Origin of the sequence: Kitasatospora sp. NPDC094019, assembly GCF_044764505.1 — a bacterium.
Lineage (GTDB): Bacteria > Actinomycetota > Actinomycetes > Streptomycetales > Streptomycetaceae > Kitasatospora.
The window spans coordinates 117,038-142,898 of record NZ_JBIWIF010000006.1; the positions used below are offsets into that span (position 1 = coordinate 117,038).

Below are 25,861 nucleotides of genomic sequence, written 5' to 3' on the forward strand. Positions count from 1 at the left end.
GCGGGGCGGGCCCGGGCCGGTCCCGGACGGGGGCCGCCGAGGCGGTCGGCACGGGGTGCGGGGCCGGTCCCGGCGGGCCCGCGGGGGCGGTCGGCACGGGGGCCGGACGGATGCGGAACGTTCGGCTCTTATTGCGGTTGCGCCACAGTCCGGCCCGAGGCGCGAACGCGGCTGGACACGGTACTGCCGTCCGGTCGACGATAAGCAGGCATTCCCCGCCGCATCCGGCCCGGTGACGGGCCGACGGACAGACCCGGCGGGGGCGTACTCGGGGGAAGAACGAAGTGAGCCGACCAGACCGCACCGCGCCGACGACCGACCGCCGACGCGGGTTGCCGCGCGCCACCGGGCCGTCCCGGCTCCCGTTCGCACTCTTCCCGCGGCCCTGAGCGAGGACGCGCACCGGGTCGCTCACGCCCCCGGTGTCAGTGTGCTCCGCTAACGTCCCGTCCGACCGGCTACCCGTCCAGCCGGCCCGTTCCGGGGCCTCCGCCGTCCCGTCCCCACTTGTCCCCATCTGCCCGGAGGCATCGATGAGCTACCCGCCCGACCCCAACAACCCGTACAACCAGCCCCAGCAGCCCCAGCAGCCCGGCTACGGCTACCCGCAGCAGGCCCCGCCGGCGGCCGGCTACGGCTACCCGCAGCAGCCCCCGCAGCAGCAGCCGGGCTACGGCGTGCCGCCGCAGCAGCAGGCGTACGGGTACGCGCCGGTGCCGGGCACCATCCAGGCGAACAACGGCTACATCAACATCGCCCAGATCGGCACCGTCAAGCTGGCGACCATGGGCCAGCGCTTCCTGGCCCGGCTGATCGACGGTCTGGCCGTCGGCGCGATCATCGCCCTGGTCATGGCCCTCGGCCTGGCCGGCGCGCTCGGCATCGCCCAGAAGGCCGACGACTGCAGCCAGTACACCTACCCGAGCACGGCCTACAGCAACTGCCTCCAGGACCAGAGCGACGCCGCGGGCGGCTTCCTCGCCACCATGATGATCATGATCGGCGTGCTGGCCGTGTTCAACCTGCTCTACGAGTGGCTGCTGGTCTCCTTCGCCGGCGCCACCCTGGGCAAGATGGCCATGGGCCTGCGCGTGGTCAAGGAGAGCACCGGCCAGAACCCGGGCCTGGGCGGCGGCTTCATCCGCTTCATCATCCCGATCGTCGGCGCGGTCCTCTGCTACATCGGCGCGCTGCTGGTCTACCTGTCGCCGTTCTTCGACAACTCCGGGAAGCTGCAGGGCTGGCACGACCGTGCCGCCGGCACCCTGGTGATCAAGAAGTAACGCGGTACCGCGCACAGCGGAACGGCCCGGCCCCTCGGTGGAGGGAGCCGGGCCGTTCCGTCGTCCGGGGCCGGACGGCGCCGTGCCGCCCCGCCCCGGACCGCGTCAGTGGAAGAAGTGGCGGGTGCCGGTGAAGTACATGGTCACCCCGGCCTCGGCGGCGGCCGCGACCACCTCTTCGTCCCGGATCGAGCCACCGGGCTGGACGATCGCCCGCACACCGGCCGCGATCAGGATCGCCGCGCCGTCCGCGAACGGGAAGAAGGCGTCGGAGGCCGCGTACGAGCCCTTGGCCCGCTCGCCGGCCCGCTCCACCGCGAGCTTGCAGGAGTCGACCCGGTTGACCTGGCCCATGCCGACGCCCACCGAGGCACCGTCCTTGGCCAGCAGGATCGCGTTGGACTTGACGGCCCGGCAGGCCCGCCAGGCGAACGCCAGCTCGGCCAGCTCGGCCGGGGACAGCGCCGCGCCGGAGGCCAGCGTCCAGGTCGCCGGGTCGTCGCCCTCGGCGCGCACCCGGTCGGCGTCCTGGAGCAGCACGCCGCCGGAGACCGGGCGCACCTCCCGGGCGTCGGCCGGGGCCCCGGGGGCGAGCAGCACCCGCAGGTTCTTCTTGCGGGCCAGCACCTCGACGGCGCCGTCCTCGTAACCGGGGGCCACCACGACCTCGGTGAAGATCGGGGCGATCTGCTCGGCCAGCGCCACCGTGACCGGGCGGTTGACCGCGATCACGCCGCCGTACGCGGACACCGGGTCGCACTCGTGCGCCTTGCGGTGCGCCTCGGCCACGTCGGCGCCGGTCCCGATGCCGCACGGGTTGGCGTGCTTGATGATCGCGACGGCCGGCTCGGCGTGGTCGTAGGCGGCGCGGCGGGCGGCGTCGGTGTCGACGTAGTTGTTGTACGACATCTCCTTGCCGTGCAGCTGCCGCGCGCCGGCCAGACCGCCGCTGCCGTCGGTGTACAGCGCGGCGCCCTGGTGCGGGTTCTCGCCGTAGCGCAGCACGTTCTGGCGCTCGAAGGCCGAACCCAGGAAGACCGGGAAAGCGTCCTCGGACTCCGTGTAGCCGGACTCCTCGAACCAGTTGGCCACCGCGACGTCGTAGGCGGCGGTGTGGGCGAACGCCTGGGCTGCCAGCCGCTTGCGGGTCAGCAGGTCGAAGCCGCCGCCCTGGACGGCCGTCAGCACGTCCTGGTAGCGGGCCGGGTCGACCACGACGGCCACCGAGGGGTGGTTCTTGGCGGCGGCGCGGACCATGCTCGGGCCGCCGATGTCGATCTGCTCGACGCACTCGTCCGGGGTGGCGCCGGAGGCGACGGTCGCCTTGAACGGGTAGAGGTTCACCACGACCAGGTCGAAGGGCTCGACACCCAGCTCGGCCAGCTGCGCCCGGTGCGACTCCAGCCGCAGGTCGGCGAGGACACCGGCGTGCACGCGCGGGTGCAGGGTCTTCACCCGTCCGTCCAGGCACTCCGGGAAGCCGGTCAGCTCGGAGACCTCGGTCACCGGGACGCCGGCGGCGGCGATCCGGCCGGCGGTCGAGCCGGTGGAGACGATGGCGACCCCGGCGGCGTGCAGGCCCTGGGCCAGCTCCTCCAGACCGGTCTTGTCGTACACGCTGATCAGCGCGCGGCGGATCGGCCGGACGTTCTCGGAGACAGGGGGCGTGGTGGGAGCGGCGCTCATGCTGCCACCTCGCCGCGCTCGGCGGGCGCTGCGCACCAGGCACCGTTCTCGATGATTCGTTCGCTCCGCTCACTCATGTGCCGGAATCCATACCTTTCGGTCCTCGATGCGGTGACCCTCGCGGGCCAGCCGGCCCACGACGTCGACGAGCAGCTTGCGCTCGACAGTCTTGATGCGTTCGTGCAGCGCCCCGCCACCGTCCGCGTGGTCGGCGTCGTGGACCTCCACGACGCCCTGCGCGATGATCGGCCCGGTGTCGACGCCGGCGTCGACCAGGTGGACGGTGCAACCGGTGACCCGCACCCCGTACGCCAGCGCGTCGGTGACGCCGTGGGCGCCGGGGAAGGCGGGCAGCAGCGCGGGGTGGGTGTTGACGATCCGGCCGGCGAAGGCTTCGACGAACCCGGGGCCGAGGATCTTCATGAACCCGGCCGTGACGACCAGGTCGGGCTCGTACCCGGCGACGGAGGCGGTCAGCGCGCGGTCCCAGTCCGCCCGGTCCGCGTGGTCCTTCACCCGGTGCACGAAGACCGGCAGACCGGCCCGCCCGGCGCGCTCCAGCCCGGCGATGCCGTCCCGGTCCGCGCCCACGGCGACGATCTCCGCGCCGTACGCGGCGTCGGCGACGGCGTCGATCAGGGCCTGGAGGTTGGTGCCGGAGCCGGAGACCAGCACCACCAGACGGGCCGGTCCGGGCGTGCGGGGCGGGAAGAGCTGAGCGGGGGCGGCGGCCACTGCGCGATTCTCCGTAGGTCGGGCGCCGCCCGCTGGTACGTCCACCGGTGGTGGGGCCACTACGAACGGCAGGTCGAGCGAGGAGGAACTCCAGGAGAACCCGCCGCGACGCGGGCCCCGGGGAACCCGTGGGAGCTGCTGACCGTCACCACCATAACGGCTGGTCGGACGGCCTCCGAAACACCGTCCGGGGCTACGCGCGTAGCTGAGACGGGGATCTCGCCGGCCGTCCGGGCCCCGGCCCGGACCCCGGCGGACCGCCGACTCCCGGGCCGCAGGACGTGCCCGGACCCCCCACAGGGGCCCGCGGGAACATAGGGTGGCGCGGGCACCCGCCCCACCGACCGAGAAGGAATGGCCGAACCATGAGCAGCGGTGACGACACCGGCGAGCGCAACCCCTTCGCGCCGCCGCCGGCGGATGCCCCCGAGCAGCCGTGGCGCCCGCGCGCTCCCCACCCCACCGGCGACCCCGACCGGCCCGAGGGTCAGGAGGGCCAGGAGGGCGACCCGGGCGACCGCCCGCTCGTCCCGCCGCCGCACCCGTGGAGCCCCGGCTACCAGGGCGGCGGCTGGAACCCCCGCCCGTCCGCGCCGCAGCCGCCCCGGCTCGACCCGAACGACCCCGCCCAGCGCAAGGCCCGCAACGCCGCGCTGGCCGGTATGGCCGCACTGGTCTGCGCGTTCGCCGCGCTGCACTACGTCGCCCTGTTCGTCGGCGCGCTCGCCATCGTCTGGGGCGTCTCCGCGATGCGCGCGCCCCGGCCCTCCGCCACCGACGGCGGCACCCCGGCGCCCGCCGGCCCCGGCACCCAGAACCCGCTCACCCCGGCCGCGCTCGCGGGCGTCCTCACCGGCGCGATGACGGTGGTCTTCGTCTCCTCCGTCCTCGGCCTCGCGCTCTACTACAACGACTACGTGACCTGTGTGCAGGACTCCCTGACCTCCAGCGGCGCGGACGGCTGCGACCGGCTCGCCCCGCAGTGGTACGTGGACATCACCACGAAGAGCGACTGAGCCGAATCACCGCACCGGACCGCCGGGCGCGGTGGGAGCGGTGGACGCGCCGGGGGCTCCCGACAGGCGGGTGACCAGGCGGTACGCGCGAGCGCGCAGCAGGAGCGCACCCCGGCGGGCGGTCACGACGAACGCCCCCGGGACGAGGGGAAGGCCGGGCCACCACGACCCGGCCGCACCGCCCGCCGCCAGGCGCAGCGCCCGGGACCGCGCCAGCACCGCGACCGGCGCGGACACCACCGCGACCCAGCCCGCCGCGGCCGGCGCCGTCCACCACGGCACCGGCCCCAGCTCCGCCATCCGGCCCGCTCCCAGCGCCCCGCCGACGATCCACCCCAGCCCCGCCGCCGCGGCGCCCACCAGCAGCCCGGACACCAGCGCCGCCACCACCGTCGCCGCCACCGGCCACGGGGCGGGCGGGCGCGGCGACCCGCCCGGCACCGGGTCCGCGGCCACCGCGGCCGCCCGCCCCAGCAGCAGCCCCGGCAGCACGCCCGCCAGCGCGGGCAGCACGCACACCGCCAGCCGCCAGCCACCCGCCCCCGGCTCCGGGAGCAGCGCGAACAGCGGGAAGTCCGGCACCGGGCCCAGTACCGTCCGCACCGGCGACACCACCGTCCCCGCGCCCACCGCGAAACCCGGCCCGAGCGCGTACGCCGTGCCCCACAGCACCGTGTTCGGCAGCAGCACCAGGGCCAGCAGCAGCACCCCCGCCACCGCCGCCGGTCCGCCCCCGAACACCGCCGACCCGACGCCCCCGCCCACGGCGGCCAGCACCGCCGCCGCCGCGACCACCAGCCCGCCGGCCGCCACCAGTCCGGCCCCGGCCGTCAGCGCGGCCACCCGGACCACCGACGCGCCGCCGGTCGGCCGAACCCCCTCCGGCAAACCGGCCAGGGCCCGCTCCAGCGTCTCCACCCCGACCGGGGCCGCCCCCGGCCGTCGCGCCCCGGCCGCCACCGCCGCCCCGGCCACCAGCGCGACCATCGCGAGATCGGCCACCACCCGGGCCCGGAACTCCCCCGCCCCCGCGCACTGCGCCACCACCGCGCAGGCCACCGCGCAGTAGCCCACCCAGACCGCCGGCACCCCGCCGCGGCCCCCCGGCCGCCCCGCGGCGCGCGCCGCCACCCGGCCCGCCGCCCGGTACAGCTGGCCCACCGTCAGCAGCCCCAGCAGCAGCGGAGCCAGCGAGAGCGGCGTCCCGGCCGGCCCGCGCAGCACCGGCGCGCCGTGTCCCAGCAGCCACAACGCGGACGCCAGCCGCAGCGCCCCGGCCGCTCCGTCGTCCGCGAACGGGGTCACCACCCAGAGTCCGAGCACCGGAACGGTGACCACCGACAGCCCGAGCAGGGCCGTCCGAACCCCGGTGAGCAGGGCCGACAGGACGGGCCTGGCCCCCAGTTCGCCCGGCGATTCCAGAATCGGACGACCCGTCAGCTGCGTCATGGGCCTCATCGTGCCAAGGCGACTCGCCATGCTCCGTGAAGAGGCAAACCGCCGGGGTGTCCCAGATTATTGGCTTATGCGCATTTTCAGACCATGCCCTATCGCCGCCGCGACCGATCCGGCCCGGAGCGTCTGATGACCAAGCCCCCGACCGCCGCCCGCACCGGCACCCAGCCCGCGCCTCCCGCCGCACCCGCCGCCGGGCCCGCCCCGACCGACCGCGGCGGGAAGGGACGCCCCGGAAAGCGCAAGGGCGGCCGAGGCCGGACCGGCGCCACCACCGGGGCGGACGGGGCCGCGCGGCAGGGTGGGGGGATGCCCCCCGCGGACGCGGCGGCGCTGCTGCGCCGCCTGACGGCCCGTGAGGCGGAGGCCCTCGTCCACCTCGCGGCCGGCCGCGACCTCGCCGAGACGGCCACCGCGCTGGGTGTCACGCCCACCACCGCCCGCAGCTACCAGCACCGCGCCCTGCGCAAGCTCGGCACCCGCACCCAGGGGGAGATCGCCGCCCTCGCCGCGCTGCTGCCGACGGCGCAGGGGGCGGGGGCGGACGCCGTGTCGGCGCAGGCGCAGGCCCAGGCCCAGGACATGACCCGGGCTCAGAGCCGGGGTCGGACACCGAGTCCGGCTTCGGCTCCGGCTCCGGCTCCGGCTCCGGCTCCGGCTCCGGCTCCGGCTCCGGCTCCCGCGAGGGGTGGCGCGGACGGGGGCCGCCAGCGGCCGACCGGGCCCGGGGGCGCCCCGGACCCGAAGGCCGCCCGGCCCGCGACCGCCGCGCCCACGGCGCGCCAGGACACCGCGTCGGGAACGCCCGTGACGGATCCGAAGCCCGCGCGGCCCCGGCCGGGCGGGGCAGACGGGCACGGCAGGGCCACCCCGGCGGCCCCGAAGGCCGGGGCGGGCGCACCGGCCGGGGCCGGGCGGGCCGTCGACGGGCCGGACCGGGGTACCGGGGCCCGCCGCCCCACGGGCGGCCCCGCCGGGGCCGGAGCACGGTCCGGGCCGACAGCGGCCGACCGGAAGACCACGCCCGCCCCGGCCGCCGCCACCGCCGGACGCCCCGACCGGAGCGGCCGCACGGGCCGGGGTGCCGGGACCGGAGCCCGCCCGGCACCGGCACCGGCCGACGAGAGCCCCCCCACCGACCCGACCCCGGCCGCCACCGACCCCGTCGCCCCCGTCGGCGCCGCCGAACAGCCGGTAGCGGCGTTCGAGGAGGTGTACGAGGCGGCGCACACCCGGTTGGTGCAGCAGGTGTTCCTGCTCACCGGGTGCCGGCACCGCGCCGTGCACTGCGTCGCGCGGGCGTTCGGCGAGGCGCGGCGGCACTGGCCGGAGGCGGCCGCCGGGGCCGAGCCCGAACGGTGGGTGCGGACCCGGGCGTTCGAACTGGCACTGTCCCCGTGGCACCGGGGCGGGCCCCGGCGGGCCCACGCGTGGCGCCTGCCGCACCGGCGGATCAAGGTGCGTCCGGCGGACGAGGCCCAGGCGGTACTGCCGGACCACGACCGCCTCACCGACCGGGACCGGGCCCTGCTCAAGGCACTGCGCCGGCTCTCCCGGCCGCAGCGTCGGGCGCTGGTCCTGCACGACGGCCTGGGGCTGCCGGCCGCCGCGGTGGCGGTCGAGGTGGAGTCCACGGTGGCGGCCGCCGAGGGGCGGGTGTGGGCGGCGCGGGCGGCCCTGGCGCGATGGGTCCCGGACCTGGTGGGACCGGATCCGGCGGCGGACGGGTTCGCGGACCGGCTGTGCGGGCTGCTGCACCGGGCCGCGGTGCGCGGGGTGCCGGAGCCGCACCGGCCGCCGGTGCCGCTGCTGCGGGCCCGGCAGGGGCTGGTGCACGCGGGCCGGACCGGGGCGGCGGCGCTGCTGACGGTGGCCGTCGGGGGCGCGGTGGCGGCGACGCTGGCGGGTGGCGGGCCGGGCGAGCTGTTCCGGCCACCGGATCCGCCGCCGCCCGCGCTCTGCGCGCCGGTGCCCACGCTCGCGACCGACCCTGAGGCACTGCTGCCGCTGCTGCCGGACGGGGCGCCGTCCGGTGTCCTCAGCCTGTGGTGCTCGCCGACGCCGGGGCTGGAGCCGGTCGTGGTGGATCCGCCGCCGCCCCGGACCGACGGGCCGTACCGGCCGCCGGCGGGCGGGCGGGCCGGGGTGGCGCTGCCCCCGCCGGCCGCGATGGCCCCGGAGCCGCCCGGCTGCGCGTCCTGGGTGCTGCTCCCCTGCCCGGCGGAGCACCGGCGGCCGCGCTGACCCGGGTGCCGGGGCCGTTCCGGAACGACAGCGCCCCCGCACCGGCGAGGCCGGGCGGGGGCGCTGTGCGCGAGCGGGGGGCGTCAGCCCTTGAACAGCTCACGGGCCAGGCGGGCGGTCTCGGACGGCGTCTTGCCGACCTTGACACCGGCGGCCTCAAGGGCCTCCTTCTTGGCCTGGGCGGTGCCGGACGAGCCGGAGACGATGGCGCCGGCGTGGCCCATGGTCTTGCCCTCGGGGGCGGTGAAGCCCGCGACGTAGCCGACGACCGGCTTGGTGACGTGCTCGGCGATGTAGGCCGCGGCACGCTCCTCGGCGTCGCCACCGATCTCACCGATCATGACGATGAGCTCGGTCTCCGGGTCCTCCTGGAACGCCTTGAGGGCGTCGATGTGGGTGGTGCCGATGACCGGGTCACCGCCGATGCCCACGGCCGAGGAGAAGCCGATGTCGCGCAGCTCGTACATGAGCTGGTAGGTCAGGGTGCCCGACTTCGAGACCAGGCCGATCTTGCCGGCCTTGGTGATGTCGGCCGGGATGATGCCCGCGTTCGACTGGCCGGGGCTGATCAGGCCGGGGCAGTTCGGGCCGATGATCCGGGTCGCGTTGCCCTTGGAGCCGGCGTAGGCCCAGAAGGCGGCGGTGTCGTGCACCGGGACGCCCTCGGTGATGACGACGGCCAGGCCGATCTCGGCGTCGATGGCCTCGACGACGGCGTCCTTGGTGAACTTCGGCGGCACGAAGATGACGGTGACATCGGCACCGGTCTTCTCGATGGCCTCGGCGACGGTGCCGAAGACGGGCACCTCGGTGCCGTCGACGTCAACGGTGGTACCGGCCTTGCGCGGGTTGACACCGCCGACGATCTGGGTGCCGGAGGCGAGCATGCGGCGGGTGTGCTTCATGCCCTCGGAGCCGGTCATGCCCTGGACGATGACCTTGCTGTCCTTGGTAAGGAAGATAGCCATGGTGTGAAAGTCCCCTTCCTTACTTGTTGGCCAGCTCGGCGGCGCGGTCGGCCGCACCGTCCATGGTGTCCACCTGCTCGACGAGCGGGTGGTTGGCGTCGGTCAGGATCTGCCGGCCCAGCTCGGCGTTGTTGCCGTCGAGACGGACGACCAGCGGCTTGGTGACCGCCTCGCCCTTCTCCGCCAGCAGCGCGAGGGCCTGCACGATGCCGTTGGCGACCGCGTCGCACGCGGTGATGCCACCGAAGACGTTGACGAAGACCGACTTGACGTCGGGGTCGCCGAGGATGATCTCCAGGCCGTTCGCCATGACCTCGGCGGAGGCGCCGCCGCCGATGTCGAGGAAGTTGGCGGGCTTGACGTTGCCGTGCTTCTCACCGGCGTACGCGACCACGTCGAGGGTGCTCATGACGAGGCCCGCGCCGTTGCCGATGATGCCGACCGCGCCGTCGAGCTTGACGTAGTTGAGACCCTTGGCCTTGGCGGCGGCCTCCAACGGGTTGGCCGCGGCCTTGTCCTCGAGCGCCTCGTGGTCCGGCTGGCGGAACTCGGCGTTCTCGTCCAGGGAGACCTTGCCGTCGAGCGCGATGATCTTGCCGTCACCGGACTTGATCAGCGGGTTGACCTCGACGAGGAGGGCGTCCTCCTTGATGAAGACGGTCCACAGCTTCTGCAGGACGTCGGCGACCTGGTCGGCGACCTCGGCCGGGAACTTCGCCGCGGCGACGATCTCGGCGGCCTTCTCCGGGGTGCAGCCCTCGTTGGCGTCGACCGGGATCTTGGCGAGCGCGTCGGGGTTCTCCTCCGCGACGACCTCGATCTCCACGCCGCCCTCGACGCTGGCCATGGCCAGGAAGGTGCGGTTGGTGCGGTCCAGCAGGAACGAGACGTAGTACTCGTCCTTGATGTCCGCGGTCTGGGCCAGCATCACCTTGTGCACGGTGTGGCCCTTGATGTCCATGCCGAGGATCTGCTCGGCCTTGGCGACGGCGTCCGCCGGGTCGGCGGCGAGCTTCACGCCGCCGGCCTTGCCTCGGCCTCCCACCTTCACCTGAGCCTTGACGACGGCGCGGCCGCCGAAACGCTCGGCGATGGCGCGAGCCGCTTCGGGGGTCTCGATGACATCGCCGTCAAGCACGGGCACGCCGTGCTTGGCGAAGATGTCCCTCGCCTGGTACTCGAACAGGTCCACGTGTTTGTCCTTGTTCGTGGTCGCGGATTGTGTCTCTACGAGCGTGCCACGGCAGGATCTTCGCTGCGGGTCGTCGGGGCGGTGCGGGTACGCAGAGGTACGGCCTTGCGGCCCACACAGCCACGGGCGCACACGTCAATTCACACGCGCGTCACGTCCGTCTGGCAGGTTATCCCCGCCGGACGGGCGTGTTTCGCCCGGGGCCTGCCCGTCTTTGGTGAGAACCGTCACAGAAGGCCCGAACAGCGTGCGCCGGGCGCTCGGACCAGCGGGTTCGCTCGCCCACGCTCCATGTTCCCCCGTACGGGTGAGACCGGCGCGCGCCGGGCCCGGAGCGCCGTGCGCGGCCGCCGGACGGGCGGCCGTTCGGGTCCGCTCCCACCGGCGCCGGGCGGGCCGCCCGCTCACACGCCGTGGACCGGGACCGGGATCGGGCGCCTGGCGATCGCCGCCGCCATCACCTCCGGGAAGGCGTCGGGGGTGCAGGCGAAGGCCGGGACGCCGAGGGCGGCCAGCGCGGCGGCGTGCGCGTGGTCGTAGGCGGGCGCGCCCTCGTCGGAGAGCGCCAGCAGGACGACGACCTGGACACCCGCGGCCGTCATCGCGGCCACCCGCTTGAGCATCCCGTCCCGGACGCCGCCCTCGTAGAGGTCGCTGATCAGCACGACGACCGTCTCGGCCGGGCGGGTGATCCGGGACTGGCAGTAGGCGAGCGCCCGGTTGATGTCGGTGCCGCCGCCGAGCTGGGTCGCGAAGAGCACGTCGACCGGGTCGGCGAGTTGCTCGGTGAGGTCGACCACCGAGGTGTCGAAGACCACCAGCCGGGTGTCCAGGCTCTTCATCGAGGCGAGCACGGCGCCGAACACCGCCGCGTGCACGACGGACGGGGCCATCGAGCCGGACTGGTCGACGCAGAGCACGACGTCCTTCTTCACCGCGCGCCGGGCCCGGGCCCAGCCGACCAGCCGCTCGGGGACGACGGTGCCGTGCTCGGGCAGGTAGTTGCGCAGATTGGCGCGGACCGTCCGGTCCCAGTCGATGTCCCGGTGGCGCGGGCGCCCGACCCGGGCGCCGCGGTCCAGCGCGCCGCCCAGGGTGGCCCTGGTCCGGTCGGCCAGCCGGCGTTCCAGTTCGGCGACCACCGTGCCGACGACCGCGCGGGCGGTCTCCCGGGTGGTCTCGGGCAGCGCGTGCTTGAGCGAGAGCAGGGTGGCGACCAGGTGGACGTCCGGCTCGACGGCCGCCAGCATCTCCGGTTCCAGCAGCAGCTGCTCCAGCCCGAGCCGGGTGATCGCGTCCCGCTGCATCACCTGGACCACGGTGGCCGGGAAGTACTCGCGGATGTCGCCCAGCCAGCGCGCCACCTGCGGGGCCGAGCCGCCCAGGCCGGCGCCGCGGCGGCCGGAGCGCTGCTGCCCGGCCCGCCCCTCCTCGGGCGCGCCCCGGTAGAGCGCGGCGAGCGCGCCGTCCATCGCGGCGTCCCGGCCGTGCAGGGCGCGGCCGGTGCCGTCGGCCTCGCCGCCGAGGACCAGCCGCCAGCGGCGCAGTCGCTCGTCGTCCGGGGTGGTGGGGGTCAGCGGGGTGCCGGCGGCCATCGGGGGCTCCTCTGGGTGCGGTCAGTGGGACGGGCGGGGTGGCCGGTGCGCGGTGCGCGGTGGGCGATCGGCGGGTGACCGTCAGGTGTCGCGGCCCCCGGCCTGCCGGGGGATCCTCGGGCGGTCGGCGCCGGGGGCGGCCGCGGCGCCGACCGGCAGGCCGAGCAGCAGGGCGACCACCGGCAGCGCGGCGCCGGCCCGGGCGAGGTCCAGCTCGACGGCCACCGCCGACGGTTCGGTGCCGTCCCCGTCGAGCGGACCGGCCGCCACCCGGCCGCCGACGGTGTGCCGGACCCCGGCCTCCAGGGTCGCGAAGGTGCGGCGCAGCAGCGGCAGCAGATCGGTGAAGGCGGCCGCGGGCACGGCGGTCAGCCAGGCGTCGAGCAGATCCAGCAGCCGGGGGTCGTGCAGCAGCAGCGTGCCCCCGCCGCTCAGGAAACCCTCGATCCACCCGGCGGCGTCCACCGGGCTGTTGGCGGTGGACAGCACCAGGCCGAGCCGCCGCCCGGCGTCCGCCGCGTCCAGTCGGCCGTCGTCCAGCAGCAGCCGGACGGCCCGCCCGCGCAGCAGTCCGGGCACGCCGGTGGCCGGTCCGCCGGTGGGCTCGCGCCGGGCGAGCGACCGCAGCGTGCCGGCCCAGCGGTCGGCGAGGCCGTCGGCGGGGCCTCCGGTGGGACCGTCGGCGCCGCCCAGCAGGCCGATCGCGCCGTGCACCTCGTCGAGGTGGGCGCGCATCACGGCGGCGCCGGCGGCGTCCAGGCCGGTGCAGGCGGGCGGCAGACCGACCCGGACCCGGTCGGCCAGCCCGCCGGCCACCTCGCCGAGAGCAACGCGGTCGGTGCCCCGGACGTCGCCGTAGCGCAGCGCCCGGACCAGTGCGGGCAGCGCGCCGGCCAGGTGGGCGACATCGGTGTCCAGCGCGGCCCGGTCGGCGAGAACCCGCATCACCGGGGGCAGGGCCTCGGCCAGGTCGGCCACCAGGCAGGTCTCCACCAGCCCGGTGAGCTCGGCGAGTCCGGCCCCGGCCCGGGCGGTGCCGACGGCCTTGCCGACGGCGGCCCGCTCGACCGTGGTGCCCCACTGGGCGGCCTCGGCGATCCTGACCGCGAACTCCGGCTGCCAGCAGAGCCGCCAGCTCTCCCGGAAGGTGCCGGTGGAGGCGACCGCGGAGCGGGCCGGCACGCCCCAGTCGACGCCGAGCAGCCGCAGCCGGTGCAGCAGCCGGGAGCGGGCCGCGTCGATCTCCTTGCGCAGGTCGAGATCGAGGTCGCGCGGTTCCGGCCCGGGCCGGAGCCGCAGGGTGCGCTGGAGCCGGGCCAGGTCGCGCTGGAGCGGGACGGCGGGCGCGTCCTCGGGCACCGAGCCGAGTACGTCGCCGATCACCAGCCGGTCCCGGACCAGCGCGAGGGCGACGTCCGAACCCTCGCACATCACCGCGCGGACGGCGTCCAGCGTCTCGGTGAGCCCGGCCAGCGGGCGGCCGCGCAGCCCGGCGAGGGCGCGGGCCAGCCGGACGGCCTCGATGACGTGCGCGGAGGAGACCGGGTGGTCCTCGGCCCGGAGCAGTCCGGCGGCCCGGGTGAGCCAGCCGGGCAGCGGGTCGCCGTCGGTCCGGTGCAGGTGGTGGTACCAGCCCGGGGAGACGATCCCGGCGCCGTAGCCGGCCAGTTGGGAGAGCCGGCGGTGCGTCCAGGGCACCCAGGTGACCTCCGTCCGCACCTTCTTCGGCAGTCCGGCGAGCAGGGCCCGGTCGTGGGCGACGGTCGGCTCCACGGCCAGCGCGGGCACGTGGAAGGCCCCGCAGACCACGGCGATCCGCTGGTGGCCGGCCCGGCGGGCGGCACGGATCCGTCCGCGCATGTACGCCTCGCGCTGCCGGTCGCGCAGGCCCGCCCCACCGTCCTCGCGCAGCACCGTCATCGCCTCGGCGACGGCCGCGAACGGCGCGAGCGCGTCCTCGCCGTCGGCGGGGCGGCGGTGCTCGACGACGTCCTCCCACCAGCGCTCGGGGTCGTCGTGGCCGGCCGCCTCGGCGAGCCGGGCGATCGGGTCGCGCGGCAGGTGGGCGTCCTCCTCGACGCCGTCGTCCTCGCCGCCGACCTCCGCGAAGGAGTGCCCGGCCGGCAGGTCGATGAACCGGAGCGGGACGCCGCGGTCCACCGCGTGACGGATCGCCACCCACTCCGGCGAGAACTCGGCGTAGGGCCAGAACGCGGCCCGGGACGGGTCGTCGGCCGCGTGGGCCAGCAGCGCGACCGGCGGCACCATGTCCTTCGCGGCGGCCAGTCCGAGGACCGGCTCGGCCTCCGGCGGCCCCTCCACCAGGACCGCGTCCGGCCGCAGCCGCTCCAGCGCGGCCGCCACCGCGCGGGCCGATCCCGGCCCGTGGTGCCGTACGCCCAGCAGTGTCACCTCTGCGCTCATCGCGCTCTCCCTCCCGTCGTCGGCGAGTCCCGCGGTCGTGCGGTCGTGCGGTCGTGCGGTCGTGCGGTCGTGCGGTCGTGCGGCTCAGCGGGCGCTCTCGCGGGTGCTCCCACGGGCGTTCTCGTAGGCGTTCTCGCGGGCGGCGCGGTAGAAGTCCTGCCAGCCGTCCCGCTCGCGGACCACGCCCTCGACGTACTCGCGCCAGACCTGCTGGTCGGCGGCCGGGTCGCGGACCACGGCGCCGATCACCCCGGCCGCGACGTCGCCGGCCCGCAGCACCCCGTCGCCGAAGTGCGCGGCGAGCGCCATGCCGTTGGTGACCACCGAGATGGCCTCGGCGGTGGACAGGGTGCCGCTCGGGGTCTTCACCTTCGTCCGGCCGTCGGTGGTGAGGCCGGCCCGCAGCTCCCGGAAGACGGTCACCACCCGCCTGATCTCCTGCGCCCCACCGGGCAGTTCGGGAAGTTGGAGCGAGCGGCCGAGCTGCTCGACCCGGCGGGTGACGATCTCGACCTCCTCCTCCAGCGAGCCCGGCAGCGGCAGCACCACGGTGTTGAAGCGGCGGCGCAGCGCGCTGGACAGCTCGTTGACCCCCCGGTCGCGGTCGTTGGCGGTGGCGATGACGTTGAAGCCGCGCACGGCCTGGGTCTCGGTGCCCAGCTCCGGGATCGGCAGGGTCTTCTCGGACAGGACGGTGATCAGACTGTCCTGGACGTCCGCCGGGATCCGGGTGAGCTCCTCGACCCGGGCGATCCGTCCGTCCGCCATCGCCCGCATCAGCGGCGAGGGCACCAGCGCCTCCCGGCTCGGACCCTCGGTGAGCAGCCGGGCGTAGTTCCAGCCGTAGCGGACCGCCTCCTCCGGGGTACCGGCGGTGCCCTGCACCAGCAGCGTGGAGTCGCCGCTGATCGCCGCCGCCAAGTGCTCGGACACCCAGGTCTTGGCGGTGCCCGGCACCCCGAGCAGCAGCAGCGCCCGGTCGGTGGCGAGAGTGGTGACGGCGACCTCCACCACCCGGCGCGGGCCGATGTACTTGGGCGTGATCACGGTGCCGTCGTCCAGTTCGCCGCCCAGCAGGTAGGTGGCGACGGCCCACGGGGAGAGCCGCCAGCGCTCCGGGCGCGGACGGTCGTCCCGGGCCGCGAGCGCGGCCAGTTCGGCGGCGAAGGCGTCCTCCGCGTGCTGCCGCAGGACATCGGTCACGAGGTCGGTCATCGGGGCCCCTTCGGGTCGGACCACCGGGCACACGGATGCCCGGGCGGCGGGGTGGTCGGGGGGAGCCGGATCGGCGTCCCGGCCTGCGACAACCAGCCTGCACCGGACCACTGACAATCCTGACCCGACCTCAGTTCGGGCTGCCCGGAGGCCGGGTCGACTGTCAGTGCCGGCGCCTAACGTCGTGGTCATGGAGGAACGCTGGAGCACCGAACACGTCCTGTCCCTGGCGCCCGACGCCGCCTCGCGGAAGGCCGCGGGCAAGCTCTCCACGTCCGCGTCCTGGTCGGCCGCGGGCACCGACGGCGCCGCGGTCTGGGGCGAGTGCCGGGGCAGCGGCGGCACGCCGTACCGCACGGTCGTCGAACTCGCCGCGCCCGCCTACCGGTGCGGCTGCCCGAGCCGGAAGTTCCCGTGCAAGCACGCGCTCGGGCTGCTGCTGCTCTGGAGCGGCTCCCCCGACGCCGTGCCCGGCGGCGCCGAGCCCGCCGACTGGGCCGCCGAGTGGCTGCGGGAGCGCCAGGAGCGGTCCGGACAGCGGGCCGGGCGGTCCGCCGCCCCGGCCGACCCGGCCGCCGCCCTCCGGCGGGCCGGGAAGCGCTCCGCCCGGGTCGCGGCCGGCGCCGCCGAGCTGCGGCTGCGGCTCGCCGACCGGGTCCGGTCCGGCCTCGCCGACCGCTCCACCGCCGGCCCCTGGGAGGAGGTCGCGGCCCGCATGGTCGACGCCCAGGCACCGGGCCTGGCCACCAGGGTCCGCGAGCTCGACGCCCTGCCGCAGCACCGGATGCTGGAGGAGTACGCGATGCTGCACCTGCTCGCCACCGCCGCGACCCGCCTCGACGAACTGCCCGCGCCGCTCGCCGCGACCGTGCGCGCCCGGGTCGGCTACACCACCGAGACCGCCGAGCTGCTGGCCGGCCCGACGGTCCGGGACCGCTGGCAGGTCCTCGGCAGCCGCACCTCGCCGATGGAGGGCGGCGCCGACGAGCGGCTGACCACCCGCCGGCTCTGGCTGCGCGGCGCCAAGACCGGCCGTCAGGCCCTGCTGATCGCCTTCGGCCGCCCCGGGCAGGCACCCGAACTCGGCCTGCCCACCGGCCAGGTGGTCGAGGCCGAGCTGGCCTTCCACCCCGGCGCCCGCCCGCTGCGGGCGGTCCTCGGCACCCGCTACGGCGCGCCCGGGGCCGCTCCCGACGGCCCGCCGCCCGGCCTGACCGTCGCCGAGGCGGTGGCCGGCTACGGCACCGCGGTGGCCGACGACCCGTGGCTGGACGCCTGGCCGAGCGTGCTCACCGGGGTCGTGCCGGTGCTCTCCCCCGAGGGCTGGCAGCTCACCGACGGCCGGCACACCGCCCCGGTGCACCGGGCGGCCGTCACCGAGGCCGCGCTCTGGCGGCTCGCCGCCGTCTCCACCGGCCGGCCGCTCACCCTCTTCGGCGAGTACGGCCACCAGGGCTTCGCCCCGGTCACCGCCTGGGGCGCGGACGGCCGCCCGATCGGCCTCACCGCGACCTGAGCGGGCCGCCCCGGCCCCGCACGCCCCGCCGTCCGGCGCCCGACCCCGAGCGGACCCCGCCCGACCGGATTCGACCAGACCGGACTCGACCAGACCAGACCCGACCTGTCCGACCCGACCCGTTCCACCGGAGGAGGAGGCCCCGTGCCCGACCCCTGGGAGTCCCTGCAGACCACCGCCCTGCTGGGCACCGACCGCCGGCCGCTCCCCGCGCCCGGCCCGGCCGCCCCCTACGACGGCGCCGTCGACCGCGCCGACCCGGCCACCGCCCTGCTCGAACTCGCCGCCCTGGAGACGGTCCGCCGCCGGGCCGGCGCCCTGCCCGACCCGGCCGCCGGCCCGCCCGCCGAACCGGCCGCCGAGGACCACCGGACCGAGCTGCCCGCCGCGGCCGCCCGCCGGCTCTCGCTGCTGCTCTCCACCCGCGGCACCGGCGGGGGCGTGCTCGCCAACCTCGGCGAGCTGCTCCCGCAGTGGCTCGCCACCGCCCGCGACCGCGGCTACCGCGCACCCGCCGCGAGCGTTCCGGCCCTGCTGGACGCCGCCCGCGCCCGCAGCGAACTGCGCCCGGACGCGGTGGCGCTGGCCGGCCCGCTCGGCCGCTGGCTCGCCGACCGCAACCCGGACTGGCGGTTCGTGCAGCGCGCCGCCCGGGCACCCTCACCGGCGGCGGACACCGCCCCCGCCGAGGGCGACCGACTCTGGCACGAGGGCCTGTTCGCCGAACGGGTCACCCACCTCACGCTGCTCCGCCGCCGCGACCCGGCGGCCGGCCTCGCGCTGCTGCGCGGCACCTGGCCCACCGAACGGGCCGAGGACCGGCTGCTGTTCCTGGACGCCCTCCAGGACGGCCTCTCGCCCGCCGACGAACCGTTCCTGGAGGCCGCGCTCGGCGACCGCAGCAAGAACGTCCGGGCCACCGCCGCCGAACTGCTCTCCACCCTGCCCGGCTCCGCCCTGGCCGCCCGGATGGGCGAGCGCGCCCGGGCCGCCGTCCGGCTCTCCGAGCACGGCACCCATCTGCTGGTCACCCCGCCCACCGCCTGCGACCGGGCCATGCAGCGCGACGGCATAGCGCCCAGGTCCCCGACCGGGCGCGGCGAACGGGCCTGGTGGTTCGGCGAGGTCATCGCCGCCGCCCCGCTGGCCCTGTGGTCCGCGCACACCGGTCTTGCCCCCGAGCGGCTGCTCGGCCTGCGGGTGGGCGACGCCATCGACGAGACCAGCAGCACCTGGTCCGACGACCTGCGCGAGGGCTGGGCCCGGGCCGCCGTCCGTCAGCAGGACGCCGCCTGGGCGCGCGCCCTGCTCGGCCCCCCGCCGGTCGCCGGACCCGGGCGGACGGCCCGCACCACCGGTGCCCCGGCGAAACTGCTCGCGGTGCTCCCGCCCGCCGAACGGGCCGTCTGGACGGCCGCCTTCGTCGAGGCGCACGGACTCGGGGACGCCTTCCAACTGCTCGGCGCCTGCGCCACCCCGTGGACGCCGCCGCTGTCCACCGCCGTGGTCGGCGCCCTGGCCCGGGCCGCCGCTTCCGGGGCCTACCCCTGGAGCCACAGCGGGGTGCTCGGCATGACCGAGCGGGCGCTCTCGCCGACGGCCGCCGGGTCGGTCGAGGAGCTGGCGGCCGGGGCCGCCCCCGCCACCGCCTGGGGCGAGACCTTCACCCGGCTGGCCGGCACGCTGCGCTTCCGCGAGGCGATGCTCGCCGAGCTGGCGCTCTGACCCTGGCCCCGGCGCAGAGGTCCGGCACACGGGCACCCGGCACACGGGCACCCGGCACACGGAGGACCCCACCGCGGCGGAGTCCGGGGCCGGACGAGGCGCGCGGCCCCGGTCCGGCCGTCAGCCGGCGGCGCGCAGGTTGGCCGTGACCCAGGCGACCACCTCGGTGGTCGGCGTGCCCGGGGTGAAGATGTCGGCGACGCCCATCGCCTTCAGCTCGACGATGTCCTCGGGCGGGATGATCCCGCCGCAGAACACCTTGATGTCCGCCGCGTCCCGCTCCTTCAGCAGCTCCAGCACCCGCGTGCACAGGGTCATGTGCGCGCCGGACAGGATCGACAGGCCGATGCCGTCCGCGTCCTCCTGGATCGCGGTGTCGACCACCTGCTCCGGCGTCTGGTGCAGGCCGGTGTAGATGACCTCCATGCCGGCGTCGCGCAGGGCGCGCGCGATGACCTTGGCGCCTCGGTCGTGCCCGTCCAGTCCCGGCTTGGCGACCACCACGCGGATCGGTCCTGACACACCCATCACTGCCTCCTGGACCTCGTCGTCCATCACCCCGCCGGGCCTTGTGGGCACGAGGCGGAGTTAACGAGCAATAACCAATCTGAGGGGAGGTTAGCGTCACCCGTCCCGGTTGGGCCCGCCGCCTCTCAAGAGGAGGGGAAAATCACAGCCGCCCGCCGCCCCTCCGCTGTTCTACCCCGCAACCGCCTACCCACAGCCCCTTGACAACCGGACTTTTGTCCGGATGTCGGGCTTGCGGCTACAGTCTCGGTCGTTTACCCCCTCGTCCGACGACGCGCCCGAGGAGGCAGCCGCGATGGCTCCCGAAGCCGCACCTCGCCCGACCCGTGCGGAACTGCGCGTCGCCGCCCGCGAGCAGTCCCGGTCCCAGCGCCGCGACGCCGCGAAGGCCGCCACCCGGACGGCGCTGCTGCGGGTGGCGCTGCCCTCGGTGGCCGCGCTCGGTGTCGCGGCAGCGGCCGCCGTCACCGTCCAGGGCGAGGCCGACCAGCAGCGGGCCCAGGCGGCCGGCCGGCTCCCCGGTCGGACCACCACCGCCGGTGCCGCCGACAACGCCGGCGCCCCGCACACCGAGGCCGCCCAGGCCGCCCAGCAGGCGCTCGCCGCCGGGGGCGGCACCCAGGCTTCCCGGAGCGACGCCCGCCAGCCGCTCACCGGCACCCAGGACGGCACCGACCCCGCCGGACAGCCGGCCGCCCAGGTCACCACGACCGACCAGGCCCCGCCGGAGCGGGCCAGGATCGCGATGCCGGTGGCCCAGCACGGCCTGGGCGAGGTCTTCGGCGCAGCCGGCACCCACTGGTCGAAGCGGCACACCGGCATCGACTTCCCGGTGGACGGCGGCACCGCCGTCATGGCCGTCACGGACGGCACCGTCCGGACCCAGTGGAACCCCTCGTACGGCTACATGACGATACTCAAGATGGCCGACGGCACCGAGGCGTGGTACTGCCACCTGCGGTCCTACAAGATCCGCAAGGGCACGGTGAAGGCCGGCGACGTCATCGCCTTCGTCGGCAGCAGCGGCAACAGCACCGGCCCGCACCTGCACTTCGAGATCCGCCCGGCCGACGGCGGCGCCCCCGTCGACCCCCTGCCCTGGTTCCTCGCCCAGGGCCTCGACCCGCGCTGAGGCGGCACGGACCGAACGGCCCCGGTCGGACCGGCCCGGCCCCGGGTGGCCCCGGGACCGGAACCGCTCAGCACGGCTCGGGTCAGAGCTTCTCCACCGGCGCGTAGCGCAGCAACAGCTGCTTACGGCCCTCCGTGCCGAAGTCCACGGTGGCCTGGGCCTTGTCGCCGACCCCGGCGGTGGCCACCACCGTGCCCAGGCCGAAGGTGTCGTGGGTGACCCGGTCGCCGACCGCCAGCGCCACCACCTCGCGCTCCACCGCCGCGCCCGTGCGGCGCGCCGACTGCCCCCAGCCCGCCTTCGGCGAGGCCGCCGCCGCTCCCCCGCGGGCGGAGCCCCCGCGCGAGGAGCCGCCGGAGCCGCCCGAGGACCTCCCGCCCCAGGACGACCCCGAGGAGAAGCCGCGCGCGACCGGCGCCGGGGCGCCCCCCGTGCGCTTCCACTCCACCAGCGTCTCCGGGATCTCCTCCAGGAACCGCGAGGCCGGGTTGTACGCCGGCTGCCCCCAGGCGCTGCGCAGTACCGACCTGGTCAGGTAGAGCCGCTGACGCGCCCGGGTCAGCCCGACGTAGGCGAGCCGCCGCTCCTCCTCCAGCTCCTTGACCTGGTTGAGCGCCCGCATGTGCGGGAAGATGCCGTCCTCCATGCCGGTCAGGAAGACCACCGGGAACTCCAGGCCCTTGGCCGTGTGCAGGGTCATCATCGTGATGACGCCCCGGCCCTCATCGTCCCCGTCGGGGATCTGGTCGGAGTCGGCGACCAGCGCGACCCGCTCCAGGAAGTCGGGCAGCGAGCCGACCGGCGGCGCGCCGTCCTCCCCCGCGTCGGGGCGCTCGCCCGGGTCCTGTTCGTACTCCAGGGCCACCGAGGCCAGCTCCTGGAGGTTCTCCACCCTGGTCTCGTCCTGCGGGTCGGTGGACGCCTGGAGCTCGGCCAGGTAGCCGGTCTCCTCCAGCACCGCCTCCAGCACCGCCGCCGGGCCCGCCCCGGACTCGACGACCTGGCGCAGCCCGGCCATCAGCTCGTTGAACTTCTTCACCGCGTTCGCCGAGCGCGCGGCCATGCCGTACGCCTCGTCCACCCGCCGCAGCGCCTGCGCGAAGGAGATCCGCTCGCGCGCGGCCAGCGCGTCGATCATCGCCTCGGCCCGCTCGCCGATGCCGCGCTTGGGCACGTTGAGGATCCGGCGCAGCGGCACGGTGTCCTCGGGGTTGGACAGCACCCGCAGGTAGGCCAGGACGTCCTTGACCTCCTTGCGCTCGTAGAAGCGCACCCCGCCGACGACCTTGTACGGCAGGCCGACCCGGATGAACACCTCTTCGAAGACGCGGGACTGCGCGTTGGTGCGGTAGAAGATCGCGACGTCCCCGGGCTTGGCCGCGCCCGCGTCGGTGAGCCGGTCGATCTCGTCGGCGATGAACTGGGCCTCGCCGTGCTCGTCGTCCGCGACGTAGCCGACGACCTTCTCGCCGTCGTCGCCGGCCGTCCAGAGCTTCTTCGCGCGCCGGTTGGCGTTGCGCTCGATGACGGCGTTGGCCGCGCTCAGGATGGTCTGGGTGGAGCGGTAGTTCTGCTCCAGCAGGATCGTGGTGGCGTTCGGGTAGTCCTCCTCGAACTGGAGGATGTTGCGGATCGTCGCGCCGCGGAAGGCGTAGATCGACTGGTCCGCGTCACCGACCACGCACAGCTCGGCGGGCGGCACCTCGGCGAGCCGGCCGGCCGACGGGTCGACCAGGTCGCCGTCGACGGTGCGCTTCGGCGCGGCGGCGACCGCGCCGCCGCTCAGCTCCCGGACCAGCATGTACTGGGCGTGGTTGGTGTCCTGGTACTCGTCGACCAGGATGTGCCGGAACCGCCGCCGGTAGTGCTCCGCGACGTCGGGGAACGCCTGGAGCAGGTTCACCGTGGTCATGATGATGTCGTCGAAGTCGAGCGCGTTGGCCTCGCGCAGCCGCCGCTGGTAGAGGAAGTACGCCTCGGCGAGCTTCTTCTCCATCGGGTTGGCGGCCTGGTCGGCGTAGGTCTCCTCGTCGATCAGCTCGTTCTTGAGGTTGCTGACCTTGGAGGTGAAGGACTTCGGCGGGTACTGCTTCGGGTCGAGGTCGAGATCGCGGCAGACCAGGGCCATCAGCCGCTGCGAGTCGGCCGAGTCGTAGATCGAGAACGACGAGGTGAAGCCGAGCAGCTTGGACTCGCGGCGCAGGATCCGGACGCAGGCGCTGTGGAAGGTGGACACCCACATCGCCCGGGCGCGCGGGCCGACCAGCTGCTCGACGCGCTCGCGCATCTCGCCGGCCGCCTTGTTGGTGAAGGTGATCGCCAGGACCTCGCCGGGCTGCACGCCGCGGGCGCCGAGCAGGTGGGCGATCCGGTGGGTGAGCACCCTGGTCTTGCCGGAGCCGGCGCCGGCCACGATCAGCAGCGGCGAGCCGGCGTGCAGCACGGCCTCGCGCTGCGGGTCGTTCATGCCCTCCAGCAGCGCCGCCGGGTCGATCACCGGGCGGGCGGCGCCGTTGCGGTAGAAGGCGTCCCGCTCGGCCTGGGCCGCGTGGTCGGTGTGGAACAGCCCCTCGGGGATCGCCTCCTCGAAGGCGTCGTACGGGACGTCGTCCTCGTACGGCGGCGGCTCCTCGCCGGCCGGCGGCGCGGGCTGCTTCGACCCGGCGGCGGGGGCCTCGAAACCGGGGAGCGGGAGGTCGTCAAAGAGGCTATTCATGGCAATGACGAGTCTATGGCCACCCACCGACAACCCCGCCCGGCCCTCGACCGGACCGGTCCGGACGGAGCGGGCAGGGTCGGACAGGGCAGGGTCGGGCAGGGCGGGGTCGGGCAGGCGGCTGCGGCCGCCGGCCCCCGGTCGACGGCCGCGGCGGCAGCCGTCAGACCAGCCGGCGGGCGGTCGCCCAGCGGGTCAGCTCGTGCCGGTTGCTCAGCTGGAGCTTGCGCAGCACCGCCGAGACGTGGCTCTCCACCGTCTTCACCGAGATGAACAGCTGCTTGGCGATCTCCTTGTACGCGTAACCCCGGGCGATCAGCCGCAGCACCTCGCGCTCGCGCTGGGTGAGCCGGTCCAGGTCCTCGTCCACCGGCGGGGTGTCGGTCGCCGCGAAGGCGTCCAGCACGAAGCCGGCCAGCCGAGGGGAGAAGACCGCGTCCCCGTCGCCGATCCGGAAGATCGCGTCCACCAGGTCGGTCCCGGTGATGGTCTTGGTGACGTAGCCGCGGGCACCGCCGCGGATCACGCCGATCACGTCCTCCGCCGCGTCCGAGACGGACAGCGCCAGGAAGCGCACCCCTCCCGGGTCACCCATCAGCCCGGCCGAGCGCCGCAGCACCTCCACCCCGCCGCCACCGGGCAGGTGGACGTCCAGCAGCACCACGTCGGGCCGCGTCTCGGCCACCACCCGGACCGCGGACTCCACGTCGTCGGCCTCGCCGACCACATCGATGCCGGTCGTCTCGGTGCGCCCGATCTCGGCCCTCACCCCCGTCCGGAACATCCGGTGGTCGTCCACCAGCACGACCCTCGCCCGGCGCTCCGGCGCTGCCTCAGTCATTGGCCCTCTCCATCTCCAGCTCGACCTCGGTCCCGCCGTCCGGCGCGGGCCGCACCCGTGCGGTGCCGCCGTTGCGCTTCATCCGGCCGAGGATCGACTCGCGTACGCCCATCCGGTCCTCCGGCACCGTGTCCGGGTCGAAGCCGGGTCCGTGGTCGCGGACGAACACCATCACGGTCCTCCCCTCGACCTCGGCGTAGACCTGGACCGGTCCACCGCCACCGTACTTGGCCGCGTTGACGGTCGCCTCCCTCGCGGCCTGCATCTGGGCCGCGATCCGGTCGTCCATCGGGCAGTCGCCGACGACCACCACCTCGACCGGGACGCCGTGCCGGTCCTCGACCTCGGCGACGACCGCCCGCAGGCTCTCCGCCATGGTGTCCGGCGCCGCCTCGGCGACCGCCTCGGGACGGTAGAGCCACAACCGCAGTTCGCGCTCCTGGGCCCGGGCCAGCCGGAGCACCTCCTTGGGGTCCTCGGCCCGGCGCTGGATCAGGGTCAGCGTGTGCAGGACCGAGTCGTGCACATGGGCGGCGATCTCGGCCCGCTCCTGGGCCCGGATGCGGGCGGTGCGCTCCGCGCCGAGGTCCTGCCACATCCGCAGCGCGTACGGGCCCACCAGCACCAGCACGCCCGCGAGCACCGCCAGCGAGGCTTCGACCACCGAGCCGATGGTCGAGCCGCTGCCCTGGGTGGCGAGGAAGGCGATGATGCCGGCCACCACCAGCAGCACGCCCGCGCCGACCCGGGTGTAGGCGCCGCGCCGCTTCTCGCCCTCCTCCAGGCCGAACCAGCGCTGCCAGCGCGAGTCGTCGGCCTGCCGCCAGACCAGCGCCACACCGACGCCGATCGCCAGCAGCGGCCAGGTGTACGGCTTGGCGGTCTGCACATTGAGCGCGTTGAGCAGCGCGATCACGCCGATCACCAGCATCACCAGGGCGGTCAGCTGGCCGAGCCCGCCCTGCCGCTGGCCCGCGCCGGTGCCGGCGCCCGCGGTACCGGACGCCGCGGCCGCCGGCGTCCCGCCCACCTCGCCCACCTCGACCGGCTCGCCGCGGAGCGTGTGCTGCAGCACCAGGCGCATCCGCCCGATCCACCCGCCGCGCCGGCCGCCGTCCCCGTCCGGCTCCCCCCGCCGACCGCCGCCCTTGCTCAGCTCCCCGCCGCCCACCGTCCCGGCCCCCACCGGGACGAAGGTGCCGTTGACGTACAGCCAGTGCGGGCCACCGCCGCGCCGGGCCGGCTCACCGATGCCGATCGGCACCACGAACCAGAACGCGGCGTACAGCAGCCCGCCCAGCCCCTGGGCGAAGAACAGCACCACGAAGGCGATCCGCACCCAGCTGACGGGCAGTCCGAGGTGCACCGCCAGTCCGTGCGCGACGCCGCCGAGCATCCGTCCCTGCGGGCTGCGGTACAGCCGGCGGTACGGCGGCTTCCCGCCGCCGGGCGCGGACGGGTCTGCGGCCCCGGCCGACGCGGGCTCGGGGGCGAGGGAACGGGGATCGGAACCGGGTGCTGCCACGGCACCGATGGTTCCACGCGGGCGGACCGGCACGCATCAGGGTGGAGCCCTGACCCTTCTCAGGG

18 protein-coding genes are annotated in these 25,861 nt (G+C 75.6%); 6 read left to right on the forward strand and 12 right to left on the reverse strand.

Going from position 1 to position 25,861, the window contains the following annotated elements; all coding sequences use genetic code 11:
- Positions 1-533: 533 nt before the first annotated feature.
- On the forward strand, positions 534-1,283 hold the full coding sequence (locus tag ACIQ9P_RS15305) for an RDD family protein (protein WP_402355166.1): 750 nt from the start codon (positions 534-536) through the stop codon (positions 1,281-1,283).
- A 105-nt stretch (positions 1,284-1,388) separates the two neighbouring features.
- On the opposite strand, the gene purH is transcribed toward ACIQ9P_RS15305, so the two are convergent.
- Positions 1,389-2,969 carry a bifunctional phosphoribosylaminoimidazolecarboxamide formyltransferase/IMP cyclohydrolase gene (gene purH, locus ACIQ9P_RS15310; protein WP_402355168.1) on the reverse strand — a complete coding sequence of 527 codons (1,581 nt, stop codon included), beginning with the start codon at positions 2,967-2,969 and terminating at the stop codon, positions 1,389-1,391.
- 69 nt (positions 2,970-3,038) lie between these two features.
- Entirely contained in the window at positions 3,039-3,704 is a 666-nt protein-coding gene (purN, locus tag ACIQ9P_RS15315) for a phosphoribosylglycinamide formyltransferase (RefSeq protein WP_402355170.1), read from the reverse strand.
- Between the two features lie 365 nt (positions 3,705-4,069).
- On the opposite strand from purN, the gene ACIQ9P_RS15320 reads away from it, so the two are divergent.
- Positions 4,070-4,720, forward strand: a complete 651-nt coding sequence (locus ACIQ9P_RS15320) for a hypothetical protein (protein ID WP_402355172.1) — start codon at positions 4,070-4,072, stop codon at positions 4,718-4,720.
- Between the two features lie 6 nt (positions 4,721-4,726).
- On the opposite strand, the gene ACIQ9P_RS15325 is transcribed toward ACIQ9P_RS15320, so the two are convergent.
- Entirely contained in the window at positions 4,727-6,169 is a 1,443-nt protein-coding gene (locus ACIQ9P_RS15325; RefSeq protein ID WP_402355174.1) for a DUF6350 family protein, read from the reverse strand.
- Positions 6,170-6,304: 135 nt separating this feature from the next.
- On the opposite strand from ACIQ9P_RS15325, the gene ACIQ9P_RS15330 reads away from it, so the two are divergent.
- Positions 6,305-8,419 carry a LuxR C-terminal-related transcriptional regulator gene (locus ACIQ9P_RS15330; protein ID WP_402355176.1) on the forward strand — a complete coding sequence of 705 codons (2,115 nt, stop codon included), beginning with the start codon at positions 6,305-6,307 and terminating at the stop codon, positions 8,417-8,419.
- Positions 8,420-8,502: 83 nt separating this feature from the next.
- Here the strand turns inward: ACIQ9P_RS15330 and sucD are convergent, their stop codons facing one another.
- From sucD to ACIQ9P_RS15355, 5 genes are all read right to left on the reverse strand, one after another.
- A complete protein-coding gene (gene sucD / locus ACIQ9P_RS15335) occupies positions 8,503-9,387 on the reverse strand; it encodes a succinate--CoA ligase subunit alpha (RefSeq protein WP_402355178.1) in 885 nt (294 codons plus the stop codon).
- Positions 9,388-9,406: 19 nt separating this feature from the next.
- A complete protein-coding gene (gene sucC, locus ACIQ9P_RS15340) occupies positions 9,407-10,579 on the reverse strand; it encodes an ADP-forming succinate--CoA ligase subunit beta (RefSeq protein WP_402355180.1) in 1,173 nt (390 codons plus the stop codon).
- Positions 10,580-10,983: 404 nt separating this feature from the next.
- The gene (locus tag ACIQ9P_RS15345) at positions 10,984-12,174 is read right to left on the reverse strand and encodes a VWA domain-containing protein (protein WP_402355182.1); all 1,191 of its coding nucleotides are present in this window, start codon (positions 12,172-12,174) and stop codon (positions 10,984-10,986) included.
- 81 nt (positions 12,175-12,255) lie between these two features.
- Positions 12,256-14,598, reverse strand: a complete 2,343-nt coding sequence (locus tag ACIQ9P_RS15350) for a DUF5682 family protein (protein WP_402355184.1) — start codon at positions 14,596-14,598, stop codon at positions 12,256-12,258.
- 84 nt (positions 14,599-14,682) lie between these two features.
- Positions 14,683-15,813, reverse strand: coding sequence for an AAA family ATPase (locus tag ACIQ9P_RS15355; RefSeq protein WP_402355186.1), 1,131 nt, complete (start codon positions 15,811-15,813; stop codon positions 14,683-14,685).
- Between the two features lie 190 nt (positions 15,814-16,003).
- Between ACIQ9P_RS15355 and ACIQ9P_RS15360 the strand changes: the two genes are divergently transcribed.
- Entirely contained in the window at positions 16,004-17,329 is a 1,326-nt protein-coding gene (locus ACIQ9P_RS15360; RefSeq protein WP_402355188.1) for an SWIM zinc finger family protein, read from the forward strand.
- Positions 17,330-17,473: 144 nt separating this feature from the next.
- Positions 17,474-19,054, forward strand: a complete 1,581-nt coding sequence (locus tag ACIQ9P_RS15365) for a DUF5691 domain-containing protein (protein ID WP_402355190.1) — start codon at positions 17,474-17,476, stop codon at positions 19,052-19,054.
- A 120-nt stretch (positions 19,055-19,174) separates the two neighbouring features.
- Here ACIQ9P_RS15365 and ACIQ9P_RS15370 read toward each other — a convergent pair whose 3' ends face one another.
- Entirely contained in the window at positions 19,175-19,582 is a 408-nt protein-coding gene (locus ACIQ9P_RS15370) for a cobalamin B12-binding domain-containing protein (protein ID WP_320436245.1), read from the reverse strand.
- A gap of 295 nt (positions 19,583-19,877) precedes the next feature.
- On the opposite strand from ACIQ9P_RS15370, the gene ACIQ9P_RS15375 reads away from it, so the two are divergent.
- The gene (locus ACIQ9P_RS15375; RefSeq protein ID WP_402355192.1) at positions 19,878-20,714 is read left to right on the forward strand and encodes a M23 family metallopeptidase; all 837 of its coding nucleotides are present in this window, start codon (positions 19,878-19,880) and stop codon (positions 20,712-20,714) included.
- An 82-nt stretch (positions 20,715-20,796) separates the two neighbouring features.
- On the opposite strand, the gene pcrA is transcribed toward ACIQ9P_RS15375, so the two are convergent.
- From pcrA to ACIQ9P_RS15390, 3 genes are all read right to left on the reverse strand, one after another.
- Positions 20,797-23,430, reverse strand: a complete 2,634-nt coding sequence (pcrA, locus tag ACIQ9P_RS15380; RefSeq protein WP_402355194.1) for a DNA helicase PcrA — start codon at positions 23,428-23,430, stop codon at positions 20,797-20,799.
- 163 nt (positions 23,431-23,593) lie between these two features.
- Positions 23,594-24,271 carry a response regulator transcription factor gene (locus ACIQ9P_RS15385; RefSeq protein WP_093861754.1) on the reverse strand — a complete coding sequence of 226 codons (678 nt, stop codon included), beginning with the start codon at positions 24,269-24,271 and terminating at the stop codon, positions 23,594-23,596.
- Positions 24,264-25,796, reverse strand: coding sequence for a PspC domain-containing protein (locus tag ACIQ9P_RS15390; protein ID WP_402355196.1), 1,533 nt, complete (start codon positions 25,794-25,796; stop codon positions 24,264-24,266). Before ACIQ9P_RS15390 ends, ACIQ9P_RS15385 begins: the two co-directional genes overlap by 8 nt.
- Between the last annotated feature and the right edge of the window lie 65 nt (positions 25,797-25,861).

What these genes read in the sequence shown, in the direction of transcription:
- ACIQ9P_RS15305 (WP_402355166.1), top strand. Translation starts at nt 534, where the DNA reads ATGAGCTACCCGCCCGACCCCAACAACCCGTACAACCAGCCCCAGCAG.
- purH (WP_402355168.1), bottom strand. Translation starts at nt 2,969, where the DNA reads ATGAGCGCCGCTCCCACCACGCCCCCTGTCTCCGAGAACGTCCGGCCG.
- ACIQ9P_RS15320 (WP_402355172.1), top strand. Translation starts at nt 4,070, where the DNA reads ATGAGCAGCGGTGACGACACCGGCGAGCGCAACCCCTTCGCGCCGCCG.
- ACIQ9P_RS15325 (WP_402355174.1), bottom strand. Translation starts at nt 6,169, where the DNA reads ATGACGCAGCTGACGGGTCGTCCGATTCTGGAATCGCCGGGCGAACTG.
- ACIQ9P_RS15330 (WP_402355176.1), top strand. Translation starts at nt 6,305, where the DNA reads ATGACCAAGCCCCCGACCGCCGCCCGCACCGGCACCCAGCCCGCGCCT.
- sucD (WP_402355178.1), bottom strand. Translation starts at nt 9,387, where the DNA reads ATGGCTATCTTCCTTACCAAGGACAGCAAGGTCATCGTCCAGGGCATG.
- ACIQ9P_RS15345 (WP_402355182.1), bottom strand. Translation starts at nt 12,174, where the DNA reads ATGGCCGCCGGCACCCCGCTGACCCCCACCACCCCGGACGACGAGCGA.
- ACIQ9P_RS15350 (WP_402355184.1), bottom strand. Translation starts at nt 14,598, where the DNA reads ATGAGCGCAGAGGTGACACTGCTGGGCGTACGGCACCACGGGCCGGGA.
- ACIQ9P_RS15355 (WP_402355186.1), bottom strand. Translation starts at nt 15,813, where the DNA reads ATGACCGACCTCGTGACCGATGTCCTGCGGCAGCACGCGGAGGACGCC.
- ACIQ9P_RS15360 (WP_402355188.1), top strand. Translation starts at nt 16,004, where the DNA reads ATGGAGGAACGCTGGAGCACCGAACACGTCCTGTCCCTGGCGCCCGAC.
- ACIQ9P_RS15370 (WP_320436245.1), bottom strand. Translation starts at nt 19,582, where the DNA reads ATGGGTGTGTCAGGACCGATCCGCGTGGTGGTCGCCAAGCCGGGACTG.
- ACIQ9P_RS15375 (WP_402355192.1), top strand. Translation starts at nt 19,878, where the DNA reads ATGGCTCCCGAAGCCGCACCTCGCCCGACCCGTGCGGAACTGCGCGTC.
- pcrA (WP_402355194.1), bottom strand. Translation starts at nt 23,430, where the DNA reads ATGAATAGCCTCTTTGACGACCTCCCGCTCCCCGGTTTCGAGGCCCCC.
- ACIQ9P_RS15385 (WP_093861754.1), bottom strand. Translation starts at nt 24,271, where the DNA reads ATGACTGAGGCAGCGCCGGAGCGCCGGGCGAGGGTCGTGCTGGTGGAC.